The organism is Saccharothrix sp. ALI-22-I, assembly GCF_001984175.1.
Lineage (GTDB): Bacteria > Actinomycetota > Actinomycetes > Mycobacteriales > Pseudonocardiaceae > Actinosynnema.
The window spans coordinates 1-23,263 of sequence record NZ_MTQP01000043.1; the positions used below are offsets into that span (position 1 = coordinate 1).

A 23,263-nucleotide genomic window follows, 5' to 3' on the forward strand; every position below is an offset into this window, starting at 1 on the left:
AAGGACGTCGAACTGCTGGTGCTGCGGCACGAGGTCGCCGTGCTGCGCCGAACCAACCCGCGCCCGCGGTTGGACTGGACCGATCGCGTCATGCTCGCCGCGTTGGTGCGCCGACTCCCCCAACTGCTGCGTGAGCATCGGTTGGTGACACCGGGCACCGTGCTCCGGTGGCACCGGCGCCTGGTCGCGAAGAAGTGGACCTACCCACAGCGAACCGGCCGACCGCCGATCGACGACACCGTCGTGGCGTTGATCGGGCGGATGGCCCGGGAGAACGCCGGGTGGGGCTACCGCAGGATCCAGGGCGAACTGCTCAGACTCGGCCACCGGACAGCCGCCTCGACCGTCCGCCGCGTGCTCAAGCACCTGCGGATACCGCCCGCGCCCCAGCGCGACACCGACACCTCCTGGCGAAAATTCCTCCGCGCGCAGGCCGCGAGCATGTCGGCCTGCGACTTCTTCCACGTCGACTGCGCCCTCACCCTCAAGCGCGTCCACGTGTTCTTCGTGATGGAGGTCGCCACCCGCTACGTCCACATCCTCGGCACCACCACCAACCCCGACGCAGCATGGACCACCCAACAAGCCCGCAACCCGCTCACGGACCCCGGCGACCGGGCAGGCGACTTCAGGTTCCTCATCCGCGACCGGGCCGGCCAGTTCACCGCATCCTTCGACGCCGTCCTCGCCGACACCGACATCCAGGTCGTGAAGATCCCACCACGGTGTCCGCGAGCCAACTGCTACGCCGAGCGGTTCGTCGGAGCCGTCAGACGCGAAGCCACCGACCGCCTGCTCATCATCAACGAACACCACCTTCGGGCGGTACTCGACCGCTATGTGACGCACTACAACCACCGCCGACCCCACCGGGCGCTACAGCTCGCACCACCGCGACCGGATCATCCGGTCCCACAGCCAGCCCACACGTCGATACGACGCCGACCAGTCCTCGGCGGCCTAATCAACGAGTACGAACCCACCGCCGCCTAACCGCAGGTCAGACCACGTGGCCGACTTCTGGCACCCCACAGGCATAAGCGGGCGTGTCCCCAGGTCGGACGGTGGCGTGAAGAACTTCCATCCAACCGGGCTGGACACGCCCGCACCTACTCGTCCCACCTGCGAAGATGCAGGTCACAGCCCTACGTCACGACTTTGCCGGGGCCCTGCCGGTCATGCCGATCGCGCTCATCGCGCTGAGGCCGAACCAGTTCCTTTACCGGATCATCCTCCCATCATCCGACACAGCGGATGACGCCCGTCGCGAACGACCATGGAGGGAGATCCAGGTCGATGCCGTTATCGCCCTCGGTGGTCACGTCCACAAGGGTCGCGGGCGAGGCCTCGCCCGGCGCGCCCGCGTCGGGACCGGCGCCCGACATGAGCGTCATCGAGGCCGACACCGGGCCCGCTTCCGGCAGTTCGATCGCGGCCGTCCGCGCGGTGTGCGTGGCGTTGACCAGCCGCAGCACGTACTCGGTGCCTCGCTCGCCCGCGCGCGAGAGCGCCCCGGCGACGACCCGCTGCTCGGGCCGCAGGTCCTGCTCGTAGTCGTGCCTGAGTTCGTCGTCGACCCACACGCGCACGCGGGGCCCCTCCAGGTTGACCCGCACGCGGACCGGCTCGCCCGTGCGCACACCGTGCCAGTGCACCGGCCCGTCCTCGTCGTTGCTGATCCCGTCGTCGCTTCGCATCACGACCGTCATCTTGTTCAGCCACGCCCCGACGCACACCTCCAGGAAGCTCTGCGGCGCCTCAGGCCCCAGGCGGATCACGAAACCCCCGGCCCCTTCGCTCCGCTCGGCCGTGAAGGCCAGGTCGGTCGCGGCCGGGTCGATCCTGCCGAGGAGCACACCTTCGCCGTCGGGGCCTGTGACGACCTGCGGCAGCCGGTTTCCGTCGAGCACCACGTCGGTGAAGGCCACAGTCGACCCGTTCGAGAACAGTTTCACGGTGCCCTCGCGGGGGATCACCACAGGTTCGCCCTGCACCCCTTCGAGCTCGATCGCATGGACCCGCTCGCCGCGTTCGGCGCCGAACCCGCGCTGCACGAAATACGACGCACTCGGCAGCACCTCATCCGCCGTGAAGTAGATGAGGTCCGGCTCCCACTGTTTGTGTCCCACGCGCGCCAGCAGCGGCGCGTACGAGGCCAGCCGCACGACCTCGGGGCGCCGCTCGAGCCCGATCATGTACGCCGCCTCGGCGAGCGCCGAGCGAACCTTGTTAGACCGGCCCGCGTACTCACCGATGTAGACCTTCGCCTCGGCCGGATCGTACGCCTGATAGCGCTCGGTGTTCTGGTGGAACCAGCGCGGGTTCTGGTACCCGTGCTCGTCGACCATCGGGGTGCCGCGCTCGCGCGCGTACGCCCAACCGGCGTCGTAGTCGGGTCCGCTGGACCGCGGACCGGTCGTACCGATCACGGTGATCTCCGGGTGCGCGGCGCGCACCGCGTCCTCGATGCGCGCGTAACGGTCCCGGAACGCGTCGGTGATCTGGTCCTCGTTCCCGATCCCGAGGTACTTGAGCCCGAACGGCTCCGGGCGCCCCAGCTCGGCCCGCACCTTGCCCCAGGTCGTGTCGGTGCCGCCGTTGGCGAACTCGACGAGGTCGAGCACGTCCTGCACGTACGCGTCCATCTCGTCCGCGGGGATCGCCTTGGTATCGCTCGGGGTGTGCTGGCAGCACACGCCGGCCGCGACGATCGGGATCGGCGTCGCGCCCGTCGCCTGGCACAGCTCGAAGTACTCGACGTACCCGATCTGGCGGGACTGGTGGTAGCCCCACATGTTGCGGATCTGCTCGCGCTCGTGGCGCGGCCCGATCGTGCGCTTCCAGTGGTACAGGTTCTCCAGGTCCAGCCCGTGCGCGACGCACCCGCCGGGGAAGCGGATGAAGCTGGGCTTCAGATCCTGCAGCGCCTGGAGCAGGTCGGGACGGAAGGTCAGCGGCTCGCCGTCGGACCCGATGGGCCGCAACGAGACGCAGTCGAGGTCCACCACTGCGCCCGCGGGCACCGTGAGCCGCAGGTCGCCGCGCCCGGCCGCGACGGCGGTGAAGTCGGCCTCCACGCGCTGCCAGCCGCCCGGGTCCGCCACGAACGCGGCCCGCGCGAGCCCGTCGCCCACCTCGGCCTCGATCCGCGCCGGTTCCCCTTGCGCGCGAACGAAGCACGCGAGCCGGTACCGGCCGCCCTCGGCGACGCCGACGCCGTCCCAGCCCTCGTTCACGAGCACGGCCGGGCCGGTGACGCGCACATGATGCGCGTTGTTCGCGTGCACCGGGTCCTCCCGGCGCACTTCGACCTGGCCGACCGTGCTCCACGCGGTGAGCGCGTTCCAGCCCTCCCGGTCGGCCTCGTTGAACTCGAAGTCGCCGTTGCGGACCGACTCGGCGTTGAGTCCGCCGTCGAGGGCGTCGTTCAGGTCCTCGATGAACAGGCCCCACAGGTCGGGGGCCGCGTCGGCGCCAGGGGCGCCGACGCGGACATTGAAACGCTCACTCATGCGAGGGCGCCCGAGACGGTCACGAAGGAGTGCGCGGGCAGGTGCACGCGGAGCTTCGAGCTCTCGATGTCGACGTTGATGACGGCGGAAACGGCGTCGTTGCTCATTAGGGGCCTTCCTGGCGGTCGAGCGGTGGTGTCGCGACGAATGATATTTATCGGTAAAGCGCGGTTCACTCTGCCTGGTCGCACACCCAGGGCCCCGGCAAAGTCGTGACGTAGGGCTGTGACCTGCATCTTCGCAGGTGGGACGAGTAGGTGCGGGCGTGTCCAGCCCGGTTGGATGGAAGTTCTTCACGCCACCGTCCGACCTGGGGACACGCCCGCTTATGCCATCTTCCCGTCTCGGCGGGCTCGCCGTCGAGCTGTCTCGCGTCACGACCAGCTGCTCCTGGTCCTGTCGAGCGTTCCTGATCCGCGTAAGCCCCGCGGGCGCAGGTATCCGCTGGCCGCGGTGATCGCCGTGGCAATGTGCGCGGTCCTGGCCGGCGCCAAGGGCTTCACCGCGATCGGACAATGGGCCGCGGAGTCCACCGCGGCCACCCTGACGGTCCTGGGCCGCATGACCTCCTGTTTGTAGCCACCGCAAGGACGCAGCTCCATGAGACACCCACCCCGCGATCCTCCGACGCAGCGCACCACCGGAGAGCAACCCGGCACCACGACCTGATAGCGGGCGGCGCATCGGTGTCGGCAGTGACCGGTCCGGGGTCGAGGCGACCTGCGCGGGAACTGCAGATCGCCCCGACCACCCACTACGCCGTTCGCGGTCGGCCATTCGTCGAGATCGTGGCGAACCGTCGTACACGAACGCTGCTTCGTCCTCCTCGGGTGACCCCACGACGACGTCAGGCCGCGGCCTTGCCCATGTCGAGAAGCACACTGCCCACCTTGTGCCGCGAATCCACTCGCCGGTGGGCGGAGACGACGTCCTCCAGGGGCATCGTGCTGTCGATGATCGGCTCGATCGATCCGTCGGCCACCCCACGGAGGAGGTCCGCGGCGCCGTCGCCGCGCCCCAAGGAGGACCCGGTCACCAGGGCACGGTTGGGACTGAGCATCTGCCCCAACGACGCACGCAGAAGCACCAGCTTGCCGCCGCTCGTGAGCAAGCGGTCCGCGTCGCTCGCACCGAGGTTCCCCACCGTGTCGAGGACGAGGTCGTACCGCTCCGTGTGCGCACTCAGGGGCTCACGGGTGTAGTCGACCACACCGTTCGCACCGAGTCGTCGCACGAGCGCGGCGTTCGCGGCACTCGTGACGCCGGTGACGGACGCACCACGAGCGCGAGCGATCTGGGTCGCCATCAAGCCGATCTCCCCCGAGGCTCCGTTGACCAGGACCCGCGCGCCTGCCGCGATCCCGCCGCGCTCGAGGAAGTAGACGGCGGTGGTCCCCCCGAACAGCGTCGCCGCAGCCTGCTGCATCGACACGTCGGAGGGGATGGGCACGCATGCCGACGCCCGCGCCACCACGTACTGCGCGTGGGTGCCGGCCTCCATGCCCTTGACGCCGCACACCCTGTCACCGACGGAGACGTCGGTGACCTTTTCACCGACGCCGACCACCTCGCCGGCGAACACGGCCCCCAGGATCTTGCGACGGGGGCGGCGGACGCCGAGCGCGAGGCGTCCACCGGCCCCCGTGCCCGGCGGGAAGTCGGCTGCACGTTGGACGGTGTCGCCACGCGTCACGGCGGCTGCGACCACCCGCACCAAGACCTCACTCGGACCGAGGGCCGGCTTCGGCACCTCGGCGACACGGACGACCTCCGGCGGCCCGTAGGCCTCGTACACGGCAGCGAGCACGATCAGTTCCTCCTGGGAAAAGGGCCGGACGAGGTCAGCGGTCGACACCGGTCGACGTCCACGAGGTGCACCACTTACTCTCCTTCCAGCGAATGAAACGGGATTCTCATCCCGCTTCTCGTCACGATACGGGATGGCGATCCCGTTTAGGAAGGAGCCCCGTGACATCCACCGATCCAGCACCAGCTCCACGGAGCCGACGGTCGGACGCCGTCCGGAACCGTCGGCGCATCGTGACCGCAGCAGCCGCACTCTTCGCCGCTGACGGGCTGTCCGTGTCGGTCGCAGACGTCGCCCGAGCCGCCGGGGTGGGGACGGGGACCGTGGGACGACACTTCGAGACCAAGACCGAGCTCATCCAGGCCGCCCTCGCCGACCCCATCGTCGAGGTCATCGCGCGGGCCGACCGGGCCGACCGGCTCGAGCCCATGGCGGCCCTGCACGAGGTGTTCCACTCGATGGTCGAGGCAGCCGCAGCCCACCGGGGCCTCGGCGACGCACTCGCCGGGCTGGGTGGCTGGGAGGTCACCGCTGCGCTCCACCAGATCGGGGCAGCGGACATCCGACGCGTCCTCGACCGCACGCTCATCCGCGCAGCACGATCGGGCGCGCTGCGGGACGACATCACCGCCACCCAGGTACTCCAGCTCGCGATCGCTTGCATCAAGGTGCACCGGGAAGAAGGACGACGATCGTCCGAGATCGCCCAGGACATCGTCCTTCGAGGCCTTCGCCGCTGACCCGCCACGCCACGGTCTCGCGTCAGCGGCGGGAGCTTCCACGGGCAACCTTGGCGGCGGCGGGCGAGGTCAAGGCCTGATTGATCGCGGCGACCCGCTCGGCCCGCCACCGAGGGACGCCGATCCGCATCAGCTGGATGAGCGCTCCCTTCATCGCGCACTCGTGCGATCGCCGGCGCGGCCATGTGGGTTGAGTCCGAAGAGGACGAGGGTGAGCCAGCGGGTGCGTGTCGTCGGCGGACAGTCGGTGGGTACGGAAGAAAAGAGCAGGTAGATGTCCGCGACGCTGATGTCCGGGTGGAGATCGCCGTCGGACTGGGCGGTGCGGATGAGGTTTGCGAGGGCCGTGCTGGCACGGTCCTCGTCGGCCTTGTCGTCGGGGACGGCGCCGAGCGTCTGAGTCGCCGCCTTGATGGCCTGGTCGGTCGCGGCGGCCTCGATGAGGCGGGCCAGGAAGCCGGTGAGTTCGTCCCACGCGCGCCCTCCCGCCGCGACGCGCCCACAGGCGGCCTCGATGTCGTCGGCGATCCGCGCGACGAACTCCTCCATGACGGCGGCGACCAGGTCGGTCTTGGTCGGGAAGTGGCGGTACAGGGTGCCCACGGCCACCCCCGCCGCTGTGGCGATCTCGTCCATCCCCACGTCCGGGCCGTGCGCGGTCACCTGCTCACGAGCGGCGGCAAGGATCTTCTTGCGGTTGCGCACAGCATCGGCGCGCAGCGTCCGACCTTCGGTCACGGCTTCTCCTCACGTAGTCCATCCACGCCTTGCCAAAAGGTGAACCGTGGTTCATGATAAAGTCGAACCATGGTTCAGCTTACTTCCTGGACCGACACAAGGGGAGACACATGACCGAGAAGGTCTGGTTCATGACCGGCTGCTCACGCGGCTTCGGCCGACTGTGGGCGGAGGCCGCGCTGAAGCGGGGTGACCGGGTCGTCGCCACGGCACGCGACGACAGCCGGCTCACGCCGCTGGCCGAGGCGTTCCCCGACACCGCGCTGATCCTGCCGCTGGACGTCACCCGGCGCGGCGCCGTGTTCGACGCCGTGGCCGCCGCCCACGACCATTTCGGGCGGCTCGACGTGGTCGTCAACAACGCCGGTTACGCCTTGCGCGGCGCTGTCGAAGAAGTCCGGGAGGCCGATGTCCGGCAGTTGCTGGACACCAACGTGCTCGGGGCCCTGTGGGTGACGCAGGCGGCGCTGCCCTTGCTGCGCGGGCAGGGAAGCGGCCACGTCGTGTCGGTGTCCAGCGTGGCCGGACTGGTCGGCGAGCCGACCATCGGCCTGTACAACGCCTCCAAGTGGGCGCTGGAGGGCATGATGGACGCCTTGTCGCGGGAGGTCGCCCACCTCGGCATCAAGGTGACCATCGTCGAACCCGGCCCCTACGCCACCGAGTTCGCCAGCGCCGCTTCCGCCAAGGCCTCCCCCGAGATCCCCGCCTACGACGAGGCTCGTCGGGCCCTGCTCGCGGGCTTCGATCCGGCAGACGTCGCCGACCCCGCCGCCACCGCGCCCGCCGTGTTCGCGGCGGTCGACGCCACCGAGCCGCCGCTGCGACTGGCCCTGGGCAAGGCGGTCCTGCCCAGGGTCCGCAGCCAGTACACCGCACGACTGTCCATCTGGGACGAATGGGCCGACGTGTCCGCACGCGCCCACGGCAACCTCTGACGAGACCGGAGTAAACGATCATGAAAGCAGCCGTGTACCGCGAGAACGGCGGTCCCGAGGTGCTCAGCTACGAGGAGGTCGCCGACCCCGTGCCCGGCGCCGACGAGGTGCTGATCCGTGTCGAGGCGATCAGCATCGAGGGTGGTGACCTGCTCAGCAGGCAGAGGCTCCCGCTCCCGCACAGCCCCTACATCGTCGGCTACAGCACCGCGGGCACGGTGATCGCCGTCGGCGAGCACGTCACCGATCTGCGGGTCGGCCAGCGCGTGAGCGCCTTCGGAGAGACCGGGTCGCACGCCGAACTCCGGGTGGTGCGGCCGGATCATTGCTGGGTCCTGCCCGACGGTCTCGACGCGGCGGCGGCGGCGTGCGTGCCGGTCGCGTTCGGCACCGCCTACGAGGCGCTGTTCGAGCAGGCCGCGGTCACCACGGGCAGCACCGTGCTGGTGCAGGGCGTGGCGGGCGGTGTCGGTTTCGCCGCGGTGCAGCTCGCGGCGAAGGCCGGGGCGCGGGTCATCGGGACGGGGTCGAGCCGGCGGCAACTCGACGCGTTGCGCCGGCTCGGCCTGCACGACGGCATCGACTACACCACCGAAGACGTGCGCCGGCGCGTCCTGGACCTCACCGACGGCGTCGGTGTCGACCTGGTCGTCGATCCCGTCGGCGGTCCGATGACCCAGGAGTTGATCCTCGCCACGCGCGAGGGCGGCACGATCGCCTTCCTCGGATTCTCGGCCGGCCAGCCCCTGATCGACCCGGTCACGCTCGTCATGGGCGACCGCACGATGAAGGGCTTCATGCTCAGCAAGATCTTTCACACGCCCCGCGTGCGCGCCTACCTCACCGACATCTTCCGCCGGGTCGCCGACGGCGACCTCGACGTGCTCGTCGACCGGACCTTCCCGCTCGCCGACGCCGCCGACGCGCACCGCTACGCCGAGCAGCGCGGCCGTCTCGGCCGGGTGGTCATGACGCCGTGACGGCCCAGTCACGGCGTCATGACCTCCACAACGACCTCCACAACCAGTGATCAGGAAAGAGAAGACAGCCATGACGCTGCCCATGCAGATCGACTTGAACGAGGCAACCGGCATCACCGCGATGACGGTCGACATCCCCGTCGACGCCAGCGCGGCCTTCGTGTGGGATGTCGTGCGCGACATCTACGCACCGCACAAGCGGCTCATCCCCGGAGCAGCGGTCGCCGTCGACCAGGCGCCGGACGCCAGGATCGTGACCTTCGCCGACGGGATGAAGGCCACCGAACGCATCGTCGAACTCGACGACGACGCCCGGCGGCTCGTCTACCAGGCGACCGAAGGCGCTCCCCTGACCCACCACCTGGGCACGCAGGTCGTGCGCGAGGACGACACGGGTGTGTACCTCGTCTGGACCACCGAGTTCGCCCCGGCTTCGTTGCAAGACTGGGCCACCAGCCTCATGAATGAACTCGCTGAGCTCATGAAGAAGACCATCGACGCGGCCTACGCCAGCCAGCTGTGAAGTGTGGGCACCGGCCGGCTCAGCCGAGCCGGCCGGTGCCTGACCATCCACAACGGACTGATGTGCGACGAGTACGGCGCGGCGGCTCCTCGTCGCCTACCGCACCGGCGATCGGCTGACCGGTGTGCTCGCCGCCGGTCAGCCACCCAAAGCCCTGCGCGCGCCTGGCGCGCCCGCGCTCCTCTCGACCCGGTCACGGCGTCCACCAGTGTCTCGACGAGATTCACGCGAAACCCGGTCGCTCTGAACCGAATCCCGGTCGGCCAGTGCCGGCAACGGCGTCGCCGGGCTCGACTCCGCCTTGCTCTGTCCCAGGGATGTTCACGATGGAAGGAACGCCGAACCATGCCAGAAAACCTGGTTGTCGTCGGGGCCGGACAGGCCGGCAGTGAACTCGCGACGACGTTGCGCCAGCGCGGCTGGAGCGGCGGCATCACCCTCGTCGGAGACGAGCTGAGCCCGCCGTACCAGCGCCCGCCACTCTCGAAGGGCTTCCTCCTCGGAAAACTCTCCCGGCAACAGCTTTACCTCAAGCCTGCCGCAACGTACGAACGCTTCAACATCGCTCTGCGGCTGGGCACCTGGGTGGAGGCGATCGACCGGGCAGCGAAAGAGCTCGTCGTCAGCGACGGCAGCCGCCTGCCGTACGACAGACTCGTCCTGGCGACAGGAGGCCGCGCGCGGCGCCTGACCCTGCCGGGCGTGGACATGGACCAGCTCGACAACCTCTTCACGCTGCGCCGGATCGACGACGTCGACGCGCTGCGTCCGCAGTTCGTCCCGGGCCGCAAGCTCGTCCTCATCGGCGGTGGCTACGTCGGCCTGGAGATCGCCGCGGTGGCCACACAGCTCGGCCTCGACGTCACCGTCGTCGAGGCGGCTCCGCGGCTGCTGGCGCGCGTGACCCGGGCCGGAGGTGAGCGGCTTCCTCGAGGACGTTCACCGCTCCCACGGTGTCCGCTTCCGACTCGCTGCCACGGTGACCGACGTGGCCGTGGACGCGTCGGGACGCCGGGTGACCGGCGTGGAGATCTCGGCCTCCGGGGTCGTGGACCGGCTCGACGCCGACCTCGTACTCGTCGGGATCGGCATGGAGCCGAACACCGGCCTGGCTTCGGCAGCAGGTCTGGAGGTCGACAACGGCATCGTCGTCGACGAGTTCGCACGTACGAGCGACGCGGACATCCTCGCCATCGGCGACTGTGCCAACCAGCCCAGCGCCTACGCCGGCAGGCGCATCCGGCTGGAGTCGGCGCCCAATGCCATCGAGCACGCCAAGGTCGCCGCGGCGACGATCCTCGGCCGGCCACAGGCGTCCACGGCGACGCCGTGGTTCTGGTCGGAACAGTACGACCTGAAGCTCCAGATGGTGGGCCTGTCAGCCGGCCACGACCGGTGTATCACCCGCGGTGGTACGGGCACGACGTTGTCTGCCTTCTACCTCACCGGCGACAGGGTTGTCGCCGCCGACGTCATCAGCCGGCCAGCCGACTTCGCCACCGCGCGGCAGCTCGTCACCAGTGGCCGTCCCGTCGACCCCGAGCGACTGGCCGACAGCGAGATCCCCCTGGCTCAGGCCGCACTCTGATCCCGGCAGCACCCACAGGGCGGTGACTGCTCCTGGGCACGCCGAGGCGCCAAAAGGGCCGCCTGTTCCTGAAACACACCCACGCAAGAAGGGGCAGTTCCACCATGCCAAGATCACCTCCATCGAGCACGACGGCTCAAGCCGCCCGCGATCGACAGCACCGTCTGGTTTCAGCTCGCGGCGTCTCCCGGGCCGACAATCGCGTCCGGCCAGTTCGCCGGAGTGGTGAGCACCGCGCCGATCTTGATGGTGGGATCGACCGCCTTCATCGCCTTGGCGTACGCGACGGTCTCCCTGGCGTACCCGGCGGGGCTCTTGTCGGGGTGGTTGTCCGCCTCCCACTCCGCGCCGTAGTGCCCGTTGCCGTAGAGCTCGTTGCCGATCTCCCAGTACTTCACGCCGTAGCCCTTGGTGATGTTGGCGTGGCGCACCCAGTCGGCAGCCTCCTGCGGCGTGCCGGTGCCGTAGTTCGCGGTGATGATCGGCTGCGCCTGTGCCCGGCGCACACCGGCCATGAACGTGTCGAAGTCCGTGTTCGGCGCCACGTACCCGCCGGGGGCCGTGTGGTCCTTCCAGTGGTAGATGTCGCCGTACGAACCGCCGGGATAGCGCATCATCCGCACGCCCGCGTCGCCGAGGAGGCCGGAGACCTCGGTGGTGCCGAGCTGGCTGTCCCAGATCGCGTGGTTCACGCCGAGCGCTGTGTCCGGCACGGTGGCCAGCCCCGCCTTCGCGTTGACCACGACGGTGGCGTCCGGTGCGCCGGCCGCGGTGGTCGCCACCGCGGGCAGGCAGGCCGCGACGAGCGCGATCGCCAGGAGGAGCCGGCGGCTTGCCATGCGCATCACGTCCTCGTCGACGGGATCTGGGAGCGCTCCCAGACTCCACGTTCGGCCACTGAGGAGCAAGACGGCGTTCGGAGTAGGTTCCGATGTTTGCGGAATTCGGTGTCGTGATCTTCTTGGGCGAGCTCGTTCGGCGGTAGGTTGCTCGCGCAAAGGCTGTGTGGCCCGTGGCTTTCTCGTTGTACTTTCGAATTCCTGTCGCTGAAAGCTCGCAGAATTTTCGCCGCCTCTGTGGGCACACGCGGCTTGCTCTCATCTGACGGAGGATGTGTGTTCAGGCGTTTGTTCGTTTCGGCGCTGGTGTCGGCGGTCGCGATGTCGACGCTCACCGGCACCGGCGAGTCCGCAGTTCGGCCGTATGCCCCGGCGCTCACCTGGGCCCCGTGCCAGGAAGGCAAACGGGCGAGTGTGCCACCGTGCAGGTGCCCGTCGACTGGAACAACCCGAAGGGCGAGAAGGTCGGCATCGCCATCGGACGGGTGAAGGCCACCGAGCCACAGCACCGGATCGGCGTGCTGTTCATCGCTCCCGGCGGTCCCGGGCAGTCCGGGATCGACATCATCACGCTGGGGCGCAACAAGCTGAGCACGGGCGAGCTGAGTAAGCGCTTCGACATCGTCACCTGGGACCAGCGCGGTGTCGGCCGCAGCAACGAGGTCAAGTGCAGCGCCGAGTTGCTCGCCCAGTGGCCGGCGAACTACCCGTCCAGCGAGCAGGAGTACCGGGACCTGCTGGCGTACAACGCCAAACTCGGCGCCGACTGCCGCAAGCACACCGGGCCGGTCTTCGACCACGTGGACACGCTGAGCGCCGTGCGCGATCTGGAGGCGATCCGCGCCGCGCTCGGTGAGGAGAAGATCAGTCTCCACGGCACGTCCTACGGCACCCAGGTCGGACAGCAGTACGCCGAGCTGTTCCCCCGGCGTCTTCGTGCCATGGCGCTCGACTCGAACATGGACCACAGCATCACCTCGGCAGGGCGCTACCTCACCACCGCCACGGCGGATCTCGAGGCCACGTTCAACGCCTTCGCGGACTGGTGCGCCCGCACGGCGAACTGCCCGCTGCACGGACGGGATGTGCGCGCTTACTGGGACGGTCTGCACGCCAAGGCGGAGGCGGGCACGCTGATCGATCCGGCCGGCGGGAAGGCGATCTCCGCGGGTGCGCTGCGCAATGAACTGTTCCTCGCGATGTACTTCCCGTCGAACAACTGGTACCGCATCGCCACCCGGCTGCGCTCCTTCTCGGAAGGCAGCGGCACCGCGACGTCCCCGGTGACCAGGACGGCGGTCACGGACGGGCTGGCGAGCAACTCCAACCAGGCGATCTGGTGCGGGGACTGGAAGTGGCGGGTCAACGGGTATCGCGACCTGCGGGCGTACCGGGAACAGGCCGCCGCGATCGCCCCGCACACGAAGCTCATCGGGTATTGGACCGATGTCACCCAGTGCCTCGGCTGGCCCGGCAAGGTGAACAATCCGCAGCACCGGCTGTCGATCCACAACGCACCGACGATCCTGATCCTGAAGTCCGCCGCCGACGTCGGGACGCCGTCGGCGTGGAACTTCGCCGCGGCCAGGCAGATCCGCAACTCCGTGCTGCTGAGCTACGACGGTGTCGGTCACGGCCAGTACTGGCAGAGCGCCTGCATGCAGGCCCACACCGACAGGTACCTGATCGACCTGGTCACGCCCGCGCCCGGCACGCACTGCGCCGCGGTCTACCCGACGGAGCCGCCGGCGTCCGCCCTTGCCACGGCGTCCGACGCGCCTACGCCTGACACGGCTCCGCGTCTCGTTCACGCGGCCGGCTGACGCCGTAGTCCCCGTTCGGCGCGAGAAGCACGTCGGTGCAGCTGCCCAGACGTGCTTCTCGCGCCGGGAATCCCGTTTCGCCCACCGCGATGCCGTTGCACGTATTCGCCTTGCCATGGCAGGCGGAATTGCCGGGCACCACTCGATCGGCGTATGGCGGCTCTTCGAAGTTGAGCGGGGTTGGGCGCCGATGACGGCCATCGTGGTCTGACCGTTGTCGCGGTCCGGCGGTCTTGCCAGGGGTACCCGCGCAGGGCCCGTGACTGTTGTTGATCATTCCTGTTGTCGAAGCAAGATGATCACAACGGAACAGCCACGGGCATGGTCAACGATACGACCCGGCTGCTGGGCCTTCACGGTCTGGTCGTCACCGGGGTCGAGGACGGACACGATGGCAGACCGGTCGTGCACCTGAGCACCGCCGATCAGCGGGCGCGGTCGTGTCCGGGGTGTGAGGTGCCCGCGAGGCGGGTCAAGGGGTGGGTGACGACCGGGCCGAGGGATCTCGCGGTGGCCGGCAGGCAGGTCACCTTGCGGTGGCGGAAACGTCGCTGGCTGTGTGACCAGCAGGAGTGCGGCAGAAAGACCTTCACCGAAGCGGTGGATCAGGTTCCGGCGCGGGCTCGGGCTGACCGGGCGTCTGCGTCGCGCGGCGGGTGTGGCGGTGGCCGACGGCGGGCGCACGGTGGTGCAGTCCGCTCGTGATCACGGTGTGTCCTGGCCGGTGGTGTCGGCGGCGTTCGCCGAACATGCCGCCGCTGTCCTGCCGCGGGAACCCGGGCCGGTGGCTGTGCTGGGAATCGACGAGATCCGCCGGGGCCGTCCACAGTGGGCCTGGAATGACGAGCACCAGTGCTGGGAGGTCACGGTAGACCGATGGCATGTCGGCTTTGTGGACCTCAAGGGCGGTCAGGGCCTGCTCGGGCAGGTCGAGGGCCGCACCAGCACAACGGTCAGAGACTGGATCAACCAGCGCGGCGAGGACTGGCGGTCGGGTGTCCGGTTCGTGGCGATCGACATGTGCACGATCTTCAAGTCCGCGATCCGCGACGCCTTACCCCGGGCCAGGCTGGTCGTCGACCACTTCCACCTCGTGCAACTGGCCAACCAGGCCCTGACCGAGGTACGGCGCCGGGTCACCGTCCAGGTCCGGGGCAGACGGGGCCGCAAAGGCAACCGGGAATGGGAGCTGCGCAACCGGCTGACCCGCTCCGCCGCCCGCATGCACGAGTCCCACCTGGACCCATGATCGACGACCTGCGGGCACTCCCGGCGGAGATCGCAACCCCGATCCTGGCCGCCTGGAACGCCAAGGAGGACCTGCTCGCGCTGGCCCGCGCTGGCCCGCACTCACCCCGATCGCAGCGTGATCTGGGCCCGGTTGTCCCCGTTCTACGAGCGATGCGCCGATTCCGGCCTGCCCGAGCTGGAACGTCTGGCCACCACGGTGTCGACCTGGCGGCCCGAGATCCTCGCCTTCATCGACACCGGCATCACCAACGCCGGATCCGAGGGCACCAACCGCGTCATCAAGACCGTCGCCCGCGACGCCTACGGCTTCCGCAACCCCGTCAACCAACGCCTACGAACCCGATGCGCCACCACCCGACGAGGACGCGGATGCCTCAACCACGCTTAACTTCGAAGAGCCACAATCACCTGTTGGTCCTTGGGCAGCGTGTCGGCGAGCGTCCTGACCACCCAGATAGCGTCAACACTCGCCACCCAACGTCATCAGTCACACCGGATGTGACTGATGACGGTATTTGGCGACCGGGATGAAGTCGACCTGCGAGTTCGTCTGCGGTGTCGACGCTACTTGGCGAAATTGTCGAACCTACTGGCCGTTTCCGAGCGACTCGACCGGCACATCGACAGCGCGGAGCGCTGACCCCACCCCACTTCCGCGAGGCCCCGCCATCAGCTCGACGGCGGGGCCTCGCGGCGTCTTCACCCGCCCCAACCCGAAGGAGAACAGCCATCGTGGCTTCCGTACCGACCACCCCGACCAAAGCTCTCGTGATCCGCGGCGCGATCGTCACCGCGATCACCGGCCTCATCCACACCCTCGTCGTGCTCGGCGTCCTGCCGCTGTCCACGTCCCACACCGGCGCGCTGGACAGCCGCTCCACACCACGCACCACCGCGCGATGGCCGTCGGTGCGCGCGAAGAGCCCTCCTGACCGGCGGGTCAGGAGGGCTGTCCGATGCGCGTCGCTCAGCTCCGGTAGGCGTAGCAGGAGCGATCGAGGTTGTCGCGGAACTTCATCCGGTCGCGAGTGTTGGGACCGTACGACCCGTCGACCCCGGCGCCGATGTACGTCTGCACCGCTTCCAACGCGGCCTCGGTGCGCGGACCGAAGCTGCCGTCCGTGTCGAGGTCGCGGATGAACTCGTCCCGGTACGGCGACGCCAATCGGAGACCGCCGTAGCACTTGACCATCGTGACCTGGAACTGCACCACGATCTTGTAGTTCGCCACCAGGCCACGGCCGATCAGGCACGTCAGGCTGTTCCCGCTGCTGGCCGGAACCATGATGACGTTGCTACCGACGTGGTGGGGCACCATCTTCACGCACAGGTCGGTCGCCGCGGACGCCGATCCCCCCGACACGACCATCCCGGTGACGGCCATGAGCACGGCCGCGATACCCGCGCCGAACCGGCGCACCCCTGAACCCTTCTTCATACCGATGCCTCCCCCGTTGAAACTCAGTAGCTGTAGCAGTGGACGCGATCCGGCGTCACGAACTTCATCCGGTCACGGGTCTTCGGGCCGTAGATGCCGTCGGGGTCGGTGCCGATGTAGTCCTGCACGGCCTTCAACGCGGCCTCGGTGCGCGACCCGAAGCTGCCGTCGTAGTCGAGGTCGCCCACCTTCTCGCTCGAGTAGGGCGGCGCCAGGTGCAGGCTCGGGTAGCACCGGCGCATCGTGAACTGGAACCGGGCCACGACCGTCGCGTTCGCCGCGTAGTCGCGGCCGATCTGGCACGAGGGGCTGCCCTTGGTCGTCGGCACCCTGATCGTGTGGCCCGACCGCACCATGTCCGTGGTCGTGGTGCACCGGGGCAGCTCCACGGCCGACGCCGGAGCGGAGAACGCGATGGCCGCCGCTCCCACCATCACGGCGACCAGGCCGAACGCCCTCCCACGCCGGCCCCAGCCGCCGAACAGTTCTCTCATGGATCTTCTCCCCCTGAAGTCGGAACAACCTGCACCGACTCTAGGGAAACCGCTGCTCAAGCGGTGTCCGGTGAACACCCGACACCGGACGAGGGAGAAGACCGGCCGCGGGTCAGGCGCTGACGCGCTCCACCGTCGCGCCGAGCTTGCGCAGGTTCTCCACGAAGCCCGGGTAGCCGCGCTCGATGTGGAAGATCTCGTACACCTCGGTCGCGCCGTCCGCGCACAGCCCGGCCAGCACCAACCCCGCGTCCGCGCGGATGTCCGACCAGGCCGAGGGCGCCATCGCCGACGTCGTCGATCAGCTCGGCACCGCCGTACTGATCATCTGGCTGGGCGGCGCCGTGATCCCGTCCGGCAACGACACCGACAAGGGCTGACCTCTAACACGGCCCCAGTTGGGATCCCGGCGGCCGGCACAGCCCGAACACGTTGTTCGCCGCGGCGATGGTCCAGGGCGGCTTCGCCCTGGACCATCGCCGCTCCGGAACTGTTCTACCAACTGCTGCGCGTGCACCACGTCGGGCTGGGCGATGAGCGCGGGGTGAAGGTCAACGGCCTGTGGTACTCCGGGCCGGGACTGCCCTCCGGGCGGCAGAGGTCGCAGCGAGGTGGCCGGCACAAGGGGAAATGGGTGGTCCGCAGCGATCCCCGCGACGCGCGCACGGTCTTCTTCCAGGACCCCGATACCCACGACTGGCACACCCTGCGGTGGAACGGACTGCCGCCGCAGGGCGAGGTTCCCTCCTTCGGCGACGCCCGGGTACGCGACATGCTCGCGGCGGTGCGGGAATCCGGGCTGCGCCCGCGCAGCGACGCGGAGCTGTTGCCGGTGCTGCTGGAGATACTCGGGGCCCACACGTCGATCGCCGACTGGCCCACCGGCACGGGGAAGAGGCAGCGCGGCGACCAGGCGCGGGACCAGGCCAGGGGGCAGGCGGCCGCCGCCGACCGGGCCTCGGCCGGTGCCACGACACCCGACACTCCGGGTACCGCACCAGCGCCGGAGCCCCGGGACCCGAGACCACAGCGGGTCGACGCGCTGGAGGGGGCAGTGGACGACGAGCGGCGTCACCGGCGCCGGCGGGCGTTGGCCCGACGCCCGATCACGCTCCCCGGCCGGCTGGGCTCCGGAGGCCGCCGCAGCCTGTTCCACCTCACCGGTGACGCCGAAGGGGAAACCGCAAGGGAGACCGGGTCCGATGAGGAGCCGCGTCCATGAGTGACGGCGAGGATCTCGCACACCCCGATGTCGCCCAGTTCGTGTTGCCCGGTGTCATTCCCGACCGGGAGACGCTCGACGGCTGGCGGCAGTGGCGTCGGACCCGGCACGACTTCCGCCCCGCTCCCCGGATCAGCGCTGCCACTTACCGCACGATGAGCGCCCGCCGCCGGCACCTGCACGACCTGCACCGCATCGCCACCCACGTCAACCTGCCGCTACAGGAAACGCCCATGAGCTTGGCGGTGACCCGGACGATGCGCTCACGCATGCAGAGCAACTCCATGAAACACAAACCGACCACCCGCCCCGGGCTGATGATCACCGGCGGCGGCTACCAGGGTAAGACCGAGACCGCGTGCGAGACCGCCGCCACGTACGAGGACGAGTGGATCGCACTGCACAAGGAAATCAGCCCGGTCACCCTGCTGGGCTATCGGGACCTGCACGCGCCGGTGGTCTACGTCCAGACCCCGGTCACCGCCAAGCCGAAGAGCACCTGCGCGGCGATCCTGGACTTCTTCGGCGCCGACTACAAGGGGTTCAACCTGCCCGAACTCGTCCGGGCGGTCCGGGGATCGCTCAAGGACCACGGCAACCGGGTCCTGATCCTGGACGACATCACCAGACTGAAGATGCGCCGCGCCGACGACCAGGACACCCTGGACCTCCTGCGGGCCTTGATGAGCATGCACACCACCCTCGTCCTGATCGGCGTCGACATCCCCCGCTCCGGGCTGCTGCGCGAAGGCCGGTACGAGGCACGCACCAACCAGTGGATCTTTCCCGCGCCGACCAACCCCACGTACGTCGACGACGAGGACCCCTCCACCCAGACCGAACGCCGCTTCGACCTGATCCATCTGGAACCGTTCCGCTACGACACCGCCGAGAACATCGCCGCCTGGACCGCGCACCTGACCGGTCTGGAACACAACCTGCGGCTGTTCAACGCCAAACCGGGCTTCCTCACCCGTGGCCGCATGCCCGAGTACCTGTTCCGCCGCACCATGGGCGTCGTCGGCCTGCTGGAACGCCTGATCGAGGAAGGCTGCACCGAGGCGCTGGAATCCGGTGTCGAGACCCTCACCGAACCCCTTCTCGACGACCTGCTGATCGACCTGGACAACGACCCCGCCCGCCACCCCGGCGCGGGCGAGGTCCCCGACGTCCCGGCCCCCACCAAAAACGACAAACCCGGGCGGCGCAGGGCCCGCAACACCGTCTTCGACGACCGCGGCGCCCCGCGGGCGTCCGGTTGAGCCGGCGATGCCGTCCCGCGCCGCCCCCGACCGAGCCGCCCCCGTCCGTCCTCTGCCGCGCAGCCTGGACACCCTGCCCGGCGAATCGCTGGCCGGCTACGTCCTGAGGCTGGCCCACCGCCTCGAACTCAGCCCCGCATGCCTCGGACTGCTCACCGGCCTGACCACACCCGGCCACCCGACGCTACCCAACCGCCACATGCTGCACCTGCGCCCCGACATCGCCGCGGCCTTCACCCACTCGACGCGACTGACCGAATCGGAAACCGGCCGGCTGTGCCTGAGCGCCTGGCACGACCGCTACCCCGCCGTGGACCTGACCTACGACCAGCAGAGCTGGCGCGGCCGCGCGACAGCGCCACCGACGGCGCGCTGGATCGCCAGCGGCCCCACCCACTACTGCCCGCAGTGCCTGACCGGCGACGGCAGCCCGGTCCAACACACCCACGGCGGCGCCTGGCGCGCGACGTGGCGGCTGGGAGTCGTGTTCGCCTGCGTCGAACACCGCCGGCTGCTCCGGTACACCTGCCCCGGCTGCGACCGACCGGCCAACTCGACCGGCCCGCGGCCCGTCACCCGCAGCCTCGGCAACGGGCTGCTGCCCGGCTCCGGCGTACGCGGACTGCATCCCGCGCAATGCCGAACCATCCTCGGCACCGGCCGCCGCGGGCCACTGTTGTGCGGAACCCGACTGGACCACACCGGCCCGGCACGACAACCGCCGAGCCGACAGCTGCTCGCAGTGCAGAACCGCCTGGACGACCTGCTGCGTCCGGACCGCCCCGAGCCCACACCGGTCATGGGCCGACCGGCATCACCCCGGGACTACTTCCACGACCTGCGCCTGCTCGTGGGCCTGCTGCGACTGTCCTGGCCCGAGCCAGCCGACCAGGCACCCCCGTGGATCGACACCGACCTGATCGACACCACCCTCGACGCCGAGCAGGCCGCGGCACGAGCCGGGAGAAGCACGCAGAACCACGCCCTTCACCACGGCCCCCACCGGATCCCGCGACCAACGGCCACCTGCTCGCCCTGGCCGACCACTTCCTCACCACCGACAGCCCGACCACCGTGTGGGGTGCCAGAACTCTGCACTGGGTCACTGATCTGCGGTGATCGAGCCCTGCGGGGGTCAGTGGCATGCTCGTGAAGCGTGGCGTTACGACTGCTGTACCTGATCTTCCTCCAGCTCGTCGGCCGGTTGGCTCTGCTCGGCCGGTCGTCGGCGGCGGCCAAGGATGTCGAACTGCTGGTGCTGCGGCACGAGGTCGCCGTGCTGCGCCGGACCAACCCGCGCCCGCGGCCGGACTGAGCCGATCGCGCGGTGCTCGCCGCGCTCGTGCGGCAACTCCCCCGGCTGCTGCCGAGCACCGACTGGTGACACCGGGCACCGTCCTGCGGTGGCACCGGCGCCTGGTCGCGAGGAAATGGACCTATCCGAACCGGGCCGGCCGCCCGCCGGTCGACGACGCCGTGGTGGGGTTGATCGCGCTGATGGCGAGGGAGAACACCGCCTGGGGCTACCGCCGGATCCAGGGCGAACTGCTCAAGCTCGGCCACCGGGTGGCCGCGTCGACCGTCCGCCGCGTGCTCAAGTGCCTGCGGATACCGCCCGCGCCGACCCGGAACACGGACATCTCCTGGCGTCGGTTCCTCCGTGCTCAGGCCACGAGCATGTTGGCCTGCGACTTCTTCCATATCGACTGCGCGGTCACCCTCAAACGGGTGTACGTGTTCTTCGTGATGGAGGTCGCCACCCGCTACGTCCACGTTCTCGGCATCACCACCAACCCCGACGGAACCTGGACCACACAACAAGCCCGCAACCTGCTCATGGACCTCGGTGGTCAGGCTGCCGACTTCCGGTTCCTGATCCGCGACCGGGCCGGCCAGTTCACCGCCTCGTTCGACGCGGTCCTCGCCGACACCAGCATCCAGGTCGTGAAGATCCCACCACGGAGTCCGCGAGCGAACTGCCACGCCGAGAGGTTCGTCGGCACCGTCAGACGCGAGGTCACCGACCGCCTGCTCGTCATCAACGAAAGCCACCTGAGATCGGTGCTGGACCGATACGTAGCCCACTACAACCACCGCCGACCCCACCAAGCCCGACAACTCACCCCACCACGACCGGACCATGCGATCCCCCAGCCCAACCTCACGCCGGTACGCCGCCGATCGATCCTCGGTGGCTTGATCAACGAGTACGAACCCGCGGCAGCCTGAAGTGCAGGTCAGACCGTATGGCCGACTTCTGGAACCCCACACGCCGAGCGGTTCGTCGGAACCGTCCGACGCGAAGTCACCGACCTACTGCTCATCATCGACGAACACCACCTGCGGGCGGTGCTGCAGCGCTACGCGGCCCACTACAACCACCGCAGACCACACCAAGCCCTACAACTCACCCCACCACGACCGGACCACCCGATCACAGAGCCGAACCACACGTCGATACGCCGCAGACCCATCCTCGGCGGCATGATCAACGAGTACGAACCCACAGCAGCCTAACCGCAGGTCAGACCATATGGCCGACTTCTGGCACCCCACACCCTGTCGCCCCTGAGCGACGAGCCCGGCGCCGGATGACCGGTGCCGGGCTCGCTCACGGTGTCAGCACTAGGACCGCGACCACAGGAAGCTCGCGGCGGTGCCGCAGGTGCGCTGTTCGAGCACCGCGCCGTCCGCCGTGGAGGAGCCGGCCACGGTCAGGCACTTGCCGCTGTGGCGGGCGCGCAAGGTGAAGTACGCGCCCGACTGCACCACCTGGAACTGCTGGTTGGTGCCGTTCCAGCACTGGAACTGGATCACGGCGGCGCCGTCGGCGGTGGAGCGGTCGAGGACGTCGAGGCACTTGCCGCTGTTGAGGCTCTCGATCCGGTGGTAACCGCCGCCCGCGTCGACGAACCGCCACCGCTGCCACGGCTGTCCGTTGGACGTGTACTGCCCCACCCGCGCGCGGTCGTCGGTGTTGGGCGCCTGGACGTCCACGACCTTGCCGCTGTTGCGGTTGACGATCCGCTCGAAGGTCGCCACCGGCTCACCGGACGGAACGGTCAGCGGTGTGGTCGTGGCGGCCGGGACACCAAAGTCTGGGGTGCCGTCCGCCCGCCAGTTGATCTTCTGGATGCGGGTCGTGCGGGTGCGGCCGCAGCCCTGGCTCTCGGAGCTGTTGGCGTGGTAGACGACCCACGTTTCGGTCCCGTCCGGCGAGGTGAAGAAGCCGTTGTGTCCAGGGCCGTAGACGCCGTTGGCATCGCTGCGCTGGAAGACCGGGTTCTGCCCCTTGACCCACGAGCTCGCGCTCAGCACCGGTCCGCCGTTGTAGGTCAGCATGCCCAGCTTGTAGTCGGGGCCCTGGCACGGGCTTGCCGAGTAGACGATGAACGTCCTGCCTCCGCGTTGGAGCGCGACCGGCCCTTCGTTCATCGGCGTGCCCTGCCGCTCCCAGGCCAGCAGCGGCGCGGAGATCGCCGTCCGCAGACCGGTCACGGTCCACGGGTCGGACATCGCCGCGATGTAGATGTGCGGGTCGCTGTCGCGCCACAACGTCGTAGGGACACCGGACCAGGTGAAGTACAGCTGGCCGTTGATCGTGACGACGCTGCCGTCGATGCCCCACCAGGTGTTCGAGCCGAACACCATGCCCTTGTAGGTGTACGGCCCGGTGGGGTCGGTGCCCGCGCTCTCGGCGACGTGCACGCGCTGGTCCTCGATCCCGCCCGCGCCCGCCGAGTAGTAGATGTACCAGCGGGGTCCGTTGGGGCCGTTGACCAGGTGGAATTCCGGCGCCCAGACCATGCAGCACCGGGAGGCCGGGAAGTCGTTGAACACCGGGACCGGCGCGGCCGACTTGAGCGCCTCGATCGTCGGGGCCTTGCGCATGGTCAGCGGCCCCGAGTACGGGGTCGTCATCAGGTAGTAGTAGCCGTTGTAGTGCGTCATGAACGGGTCGGCGCCCGAGGTGTTCAGCGGGTTGGTGAAGGTCGCCGGGGCCGCCGATGCCGGGGCCGCGACCGTGAGGACGGCGGCGCCGAGCACCAGGACGGCGAGCAGGCGGCCGAGCCGTGGTAAGGGTTTCGTGCGGTTCACAGAGTCACCA

At 69.2% G+C, this 23,263-nt stretch carries 24 protein-coding genes and 2 pseudogenes; 18 read left to right on the forward strand and 8 right to left on the reverse strand.

The genetic code is table 11. The features are described from left to right. The coding region (locus ALI22I_RS53185) for an integrase core domain-containing protein (protein WP_238598154.1) at nt 1-993 on the forward strand (993 nt) is incomplete at its 5' end. A gap of 245 nt (nt 994-1,238) precedes the next feature. Here the strand turns inward: ALI22I_RS53185 and ALI22I_RS06445 are convergent. After that, complete coding sequence (locus ALI22I_RS06445; RefSeq protein WP_077004599.1) at nt 1,239-3,512, reverse strand: alpha-L-arabinofuranosidase C-terminal domain-containing protein; 2,274 nt, start codon at nt 3,510-3,512, stop codon at nt 1,239-1,241. 282 nt (nt 3,513-3,794) lie between these two features. Here ALI22I_RS06445 and ALI22I_RS54495 point away from each other — a divergent pair, with 282 nt between their 5' ends. Continuing rightward, entirely contained in the window at nt 3,795-4,091 is a 297-nt protein-coding gene (locus ALI22I_RS54495) for a transposase family protein (RefSeq protein WP_077004600.1), read from the forward strand. A 268-nt stretch (nt 4,092-4,359) separates the two neighbouring features. On the opposite strand, the gene ALI22I_RS06455 is transcribed toward ALI22I_RS54495, so the two are convergent. After that, entirely contained in the window at nt 4,360-5,511 is a 1,152-nt protein-coding gene (locus ALI22I_RS06455) for an NAD(P)-dependent alcohol dehydrogenase (protein WP_202970763.1), read from the reverse strand. A gap of 41 nt (nt 5,512-5,552) precedes the next feature. Here ALI22I_RS06455 and ALI22I_RS06460 point away from each other — a divergent pair, with 41 nt between their 5' ends. Continuing rightward, nucleotides 5,553-6,059 carry a TetR/AcrR family transcriptional regulator gene (locus ALI22I_RS06460; RefSeq protein ID WP_179118125.1) on the forward strand — a complete coding sequence of 169 codons (507 nt, stop codon included), beginning with the start codon at nt 5,553-5,555 and terminating at the stop codon, nt 6,057-6,059. A gap of 150 nt (nt 6,060-6,209) precedes the next feature. Here ALI22I_RS06460 and ALI22I_RS06465 read toward each other — a convergent pair whose 3' ends face one another. After that, on the reverse strand, nt 6,210-6,797 hold the full coding sequence (locus tag ALI22I_RS06465; RefSeq protein WP_077004602.1) for a TetR/AcrR family transcriptional regulator: 588 nt from the start codon (nt 6,795-6,797) through the stop codon (nt 6,210-6,212). 110 nt (nt 6,798-6,907) lie between these two features. On the opposite strand from ALI22I_RS06465, the gene ALI22I_RS06470 reads away from it, so the two are divergent. The 5 genes and pseudogenes from ALI22I_RS06470 to ALI22I_RS54500 all read left to right on the forward strand — a co-directional run bounded on the left by ALI22I_RS06470 (nt 6,908) and on the right by ALI22I_RS54500 (nt 10,826). Next, the gene (locus ALI22I_RS06470; protein WP_077004603.1) at nt 6,908-7,735 is read left to right on the forward strand and encodes an SDR family NAD(P)-dependent oxidoreductase; all 828 of its coding nucleotides are present in this window, start codon (nt 6,908-6,910) and stop codon (nt 7,733-7,735) included. 20 nt (nt 7,736-7,755) lie between these two features. Next, complete coding sequence (locus tag ALI22I_RS06475; protein WP_077004604.1) at nt 7,756-8,715, forward strand: quinone oxidoreductase family protein; 960 nt, start codon at nt 7,756-7,758, stop codon at nt 8,713-8,715. A gap of 70 nt (nt 8,716-8,785) precedes the next feature. Next, a complete protein-coding gene (locus ALI22I_RS06480; RefSeq protein WP_083751478.1) occupies nt 8,786-9,238 on the forward strand; it encodes an SRPBCC family protein in 453 nt (150 codons plus the stop codon). Between the two features lie 345 nt (nt 9,239-9,583). Further along, nucleotides 9,584-10,129, forward strand: a pseudogene (locus tag ALI22I_RS55405) (NAD(P)/FAD-dependent oxidoreductase); the annotation flags it as partial. A 25-nt stretch (nt 10,130-10,154) separates the two neighbouring features. Next, a complete protein-coding gene (locus tag ALI22I_RS54500) occupies nt 10,155-10,826 on the forward strand; it encodes an NAD(P)/FAD-dependent oxidoreductase (RefSeq protein WP_202970765.1) in 672 nt (223 codons plus the stop codon). 170 nt (nt 10,827-10,996) lie between these two features. Here the strand turns inward: ALI22I_RS54500 and ALI22I_RS06490 are convergent, their stop codons facing one another. After that, nucleotides 10,997-11,665: a hypothetical protein gene (locus ALI22I_RS06490; RefSeq protein ID WP_238598156.1), complete on the reverse strand. Its 669-nt coding sequence runs from the start codon at nt 11,663-11,665 to the stop codon at nt 10,997-10,999. A 422-nt stretch (nt 11,666-12,087) separates the two neighbouring features. On the opposite strand from ALI22I_RS06490, the gene ALI22I_RS06495 reads away from it, so the two are divergent. The 4 genes from ALI22I_RS06495 to ALI22I_RS52150 all read left to right on the forward strand — a co-directional run bounded on the left by ALI22I_RS06495 (nt 12,088) and on the right by ALI22I_RS52150 (nt 15,127). Beyond that, nucleotides 12,088-13,488, forward strand: coding sequence for an alpha/beta hydrolase (locus ALI22I_RS06495; RefSeq protein ID WP_077004605.1), 1,401 nt, complete (start codon nt 12,088-12,090; stop codon nt 13,486-13,488). 321 nt (nt 13,489-13,809) lie between these two features. Further along, nucleotides 13,810-14,193, forward strand: coding sequence for a transposase family protein (locus tag ALI22I_RS55410; protein ID WP_202970767.1), 384 nt, complete (start codon nt 13,810-13,812; stop codon nt 14,191-14,193). Beyond that, nucleotides 14,153-14,737 carry a transposase gene (locus tag ALI22I_RS52145; RefSeq protein WP_202970775.1) on the forward strand — a complete coding sequence of 195 codons (585 nt, stop codon included), beginning with the start codon at nt 14,153-14,155 and terminating at the stop codon, nt 14,735-14,737. Before ALI22I_RS55410 ends, ALI22I_RS52145 begins: the two co-directional genes overlap by 41 nt. A 117-nt stretch (nt 14,738-14,854) precedes the next feature. Beyond that, nucleotides 14,855-15,127, forward strand: coding sequence for a transposase (locus tag ALI22I_RS52150; protein WP_202970782.1), 273 nt, complete (start codon nt 14,855-14,857; stop codon nt 15,125-15,127). Between the two features lie 579 nt (nt 15,128-15,706). Here the strand turns inward: ALI22I_RS52150 and ALI22I_RS06505 are convergent. The 3 genes and pseudogenes from ALI22I_RS06505 to ALI22I_RS06515 all read right to left on the reverse strand — a co-directional run. Continuing rightward, a complete protein-coding gene (locus tag ALI22I_RS06505) occupies nt 15,707-16,177 on the reverse strand; it encodes a peptidoglycan-binding domain-containing protein (RefSeq protein WP_077004606.1) in 471 nt (156 codons plus the stop codon). A 23-nt stretch (nt 16,178-16,200) separates the two neighbouring features. Next, entirely contained in the window at nt 16,201-16,671 is a 471-nt protein-coding gene (locus tag ALI22I_RS06510) for a peptidoglycan-binding domain-containing protein (protein WP_077004607.1), read from the reverse strand. Between the two features lie 112 nt (nt 16,672-16,783). Beyond that, nucleotides 16,784-16,954 (reverse strand): annotated as a pseudogene (locus ALI22I_RS06515) (UDP-N-acetylglucosamine 1-carboxyvinyltransferase); the annotation flags it as partial. A gap of 228 nt (nt 16,955-17,182) precedes the next feature. Here ALI22I_RS06515 and ALI22I_RS06520 point away from each other — a divergent pair. The 6 genes from ALI22I_RS06520 to ALI22I_RS06540 all read left to right on the forward strand — a co-directional run bounded on the left by ALI22I_RS06520 (nt 17,183) and on the right by ALI22I_RS06540 (nt 21,672). After that, nucleotides 17,183-17,893 (forward strand): hypothetical protein, encoded by a 711-nt coding sequence (locus ALI22I_RS06520; protein ID WP_143532006.1) that lies wholly within the window; start codon nt 17,183-17,185, stop codon nt 17,891-17,893. Beyond that, a complete protein-coding gene (locus tag ALI22I_RS06525; RefSeq protein ID WP_077004609.1) occupies nt 17,890-19,155 on the forward strand; it encodes an AAA family ATPase in 1,266 nt (421 codons plus the stop codon). The genes ALI22I_RS06520 and ALI22I_RS06525 overlap by 4 nt, the downstream gene beginning before the upstream one ends. A gap of 7 nt (nt 19,156-19,162) precedes the next feature. Next, nucleotides 19,163-20,308, forward strand: a complete 1,146-nt coding sequence (locus tag ALI22I_RS06530) for a TniQ family protein (protein WP_077004610.1) — start codon at nt 19,163-19,165, stop codon at nt 20,306-20,308. Nucleotides 20,309-20,311: 3 nt separating this feature from the next. Continuing rightward, complete coding sequence (locus ALI22I_RS53205; protein ID WP_238598157.1) at nt 20,312-20,470, forward strand: hypothetical protein; 159 nt, start codon at nt 20,312-20,314, stop codon at nt 20,468-20,470. Nucleotides 20,471-20,535: 65 nt separating this feature from the next. Continuing rightward, complete coding sequence (locus ALI22I_RS52160) at nt 20,536-21,384, forward strand: integrase core domain-containing protein (RefSeq protein ID WP_238598158.1); 849 nt, start codon at nt 20,536-20,538, stop codon at nt 21,382-21,384. A gap of 96 nt (nt 21,385-21,480) precedes the next feature. Next, on the forward strand, nt 21,481-21,672 hold the full coding sequence (locus ALI22I_RS06540; protein WP_238598162.1) for a transposase: 192 nt from the start codon (nt 21,481-21,483) through the stop codon (nt 21,670-21,672). A 108-nt stretch (nt 21,673-21,780) separates the two neighbouring features. Here the strand turns inward: ALI22I_RS06540 and ALI22I_RS06545 are convergent, their stop codons facing one another. Continuing rightward, nucleotides 21,781-23,253, reverse strand: a complete 1,473-nt coding sequence (locus ALI22I_RS06545; protein ID WP_077004612.1) for a family 43 glycosylhydrolase — start codon at nt 23,251-23,253, stop codon at nt 21,781-21,783. Nucleotides 23,254-23,263: the final 10 nt, after the last annotated feature.

Bases quoted from the DNA above. Each gene is read 5' to 3' on its own strand.
- ALI22I_RS06510 (WP_077004607.1), bottom strand. From the start codon at position 16,671: ATGAGAGAACTGTTCGGCGGCTGGGGCCGGCGTGGGAGGGCGTTCGGC.
- ALI22I_RS06490 (WP_238598156.1), bottom strand. From the start codon at position 11,665: ATGGCAAGCCGCCGGCTCCTCCTGGCGATCGCGCTCGTCGCGGCCTGC.
- ALI22I_RS06470 (WP_077004603.1), top strand. From the start codon at position 6,908: ATGACCGAGAAGGTCTGGTTCATGACCGGCTGCTCACGCGGCTTCGGC.
- ALI22I_RS06475 (WP_077004604.1), top strand. From the start codon at position 7,756: ATGAAAGCAGCCGTGTACCGCGAGAACGGCGGTCCCGAGGTGCTCAGC.
- ALI22I_RS06525 (WP_077004609.1), top strand. From the start codon at position 17,890: ATGAGTGACGGCGAGGATCTCGCACACCCCGATGTCGCCCAGTTCGTG.
- ALI22I_RS06445 (WP_077004599.1), bottom strand. From the start codon at position 3,512: ATGAGTGAGCGTTTCAATGTCCGCGTCGGCGCCCCTGGCGCCGACGCG.
- ALI22I_RS54495 (WP_077004600.1), top strand. From the start codon at position 3,795: ATGGAAGTTCTTCACGCCACCGTCCGACCTGGGGACACGCCCGCTTAT.
- ALI22I_RS06505 (WP_077004606.1), bottom strand. From the start codon at position 16,177: ATGAAGAAGGGTTCAGGGGTGCGCCGGTTCGGCGCGGGTATCGCGGCC.
- ALI22I_RS06480 (WP_083751478.1), top strand. From the start codon at position 8,786: ATGACGCTGCCCATGCAGATCGACTTGAACGAGGCAACCGGCATCACC.
- ALI22I_RS55410 (WP_202970767.1), top strand. From the start codon at position 13,810: ATGGTCAACGATACGACCCGGCTGCTGGGCCTTCACGGTCTGGTCGTC.
- ALI22I_RS06530 (WP_077004610.1), top strand. From the start codon at position 19,163: ATGCCGTCCCGCGCCGCCCCCGACCGAGCCGCCCCCGTCCGTCCTCTG.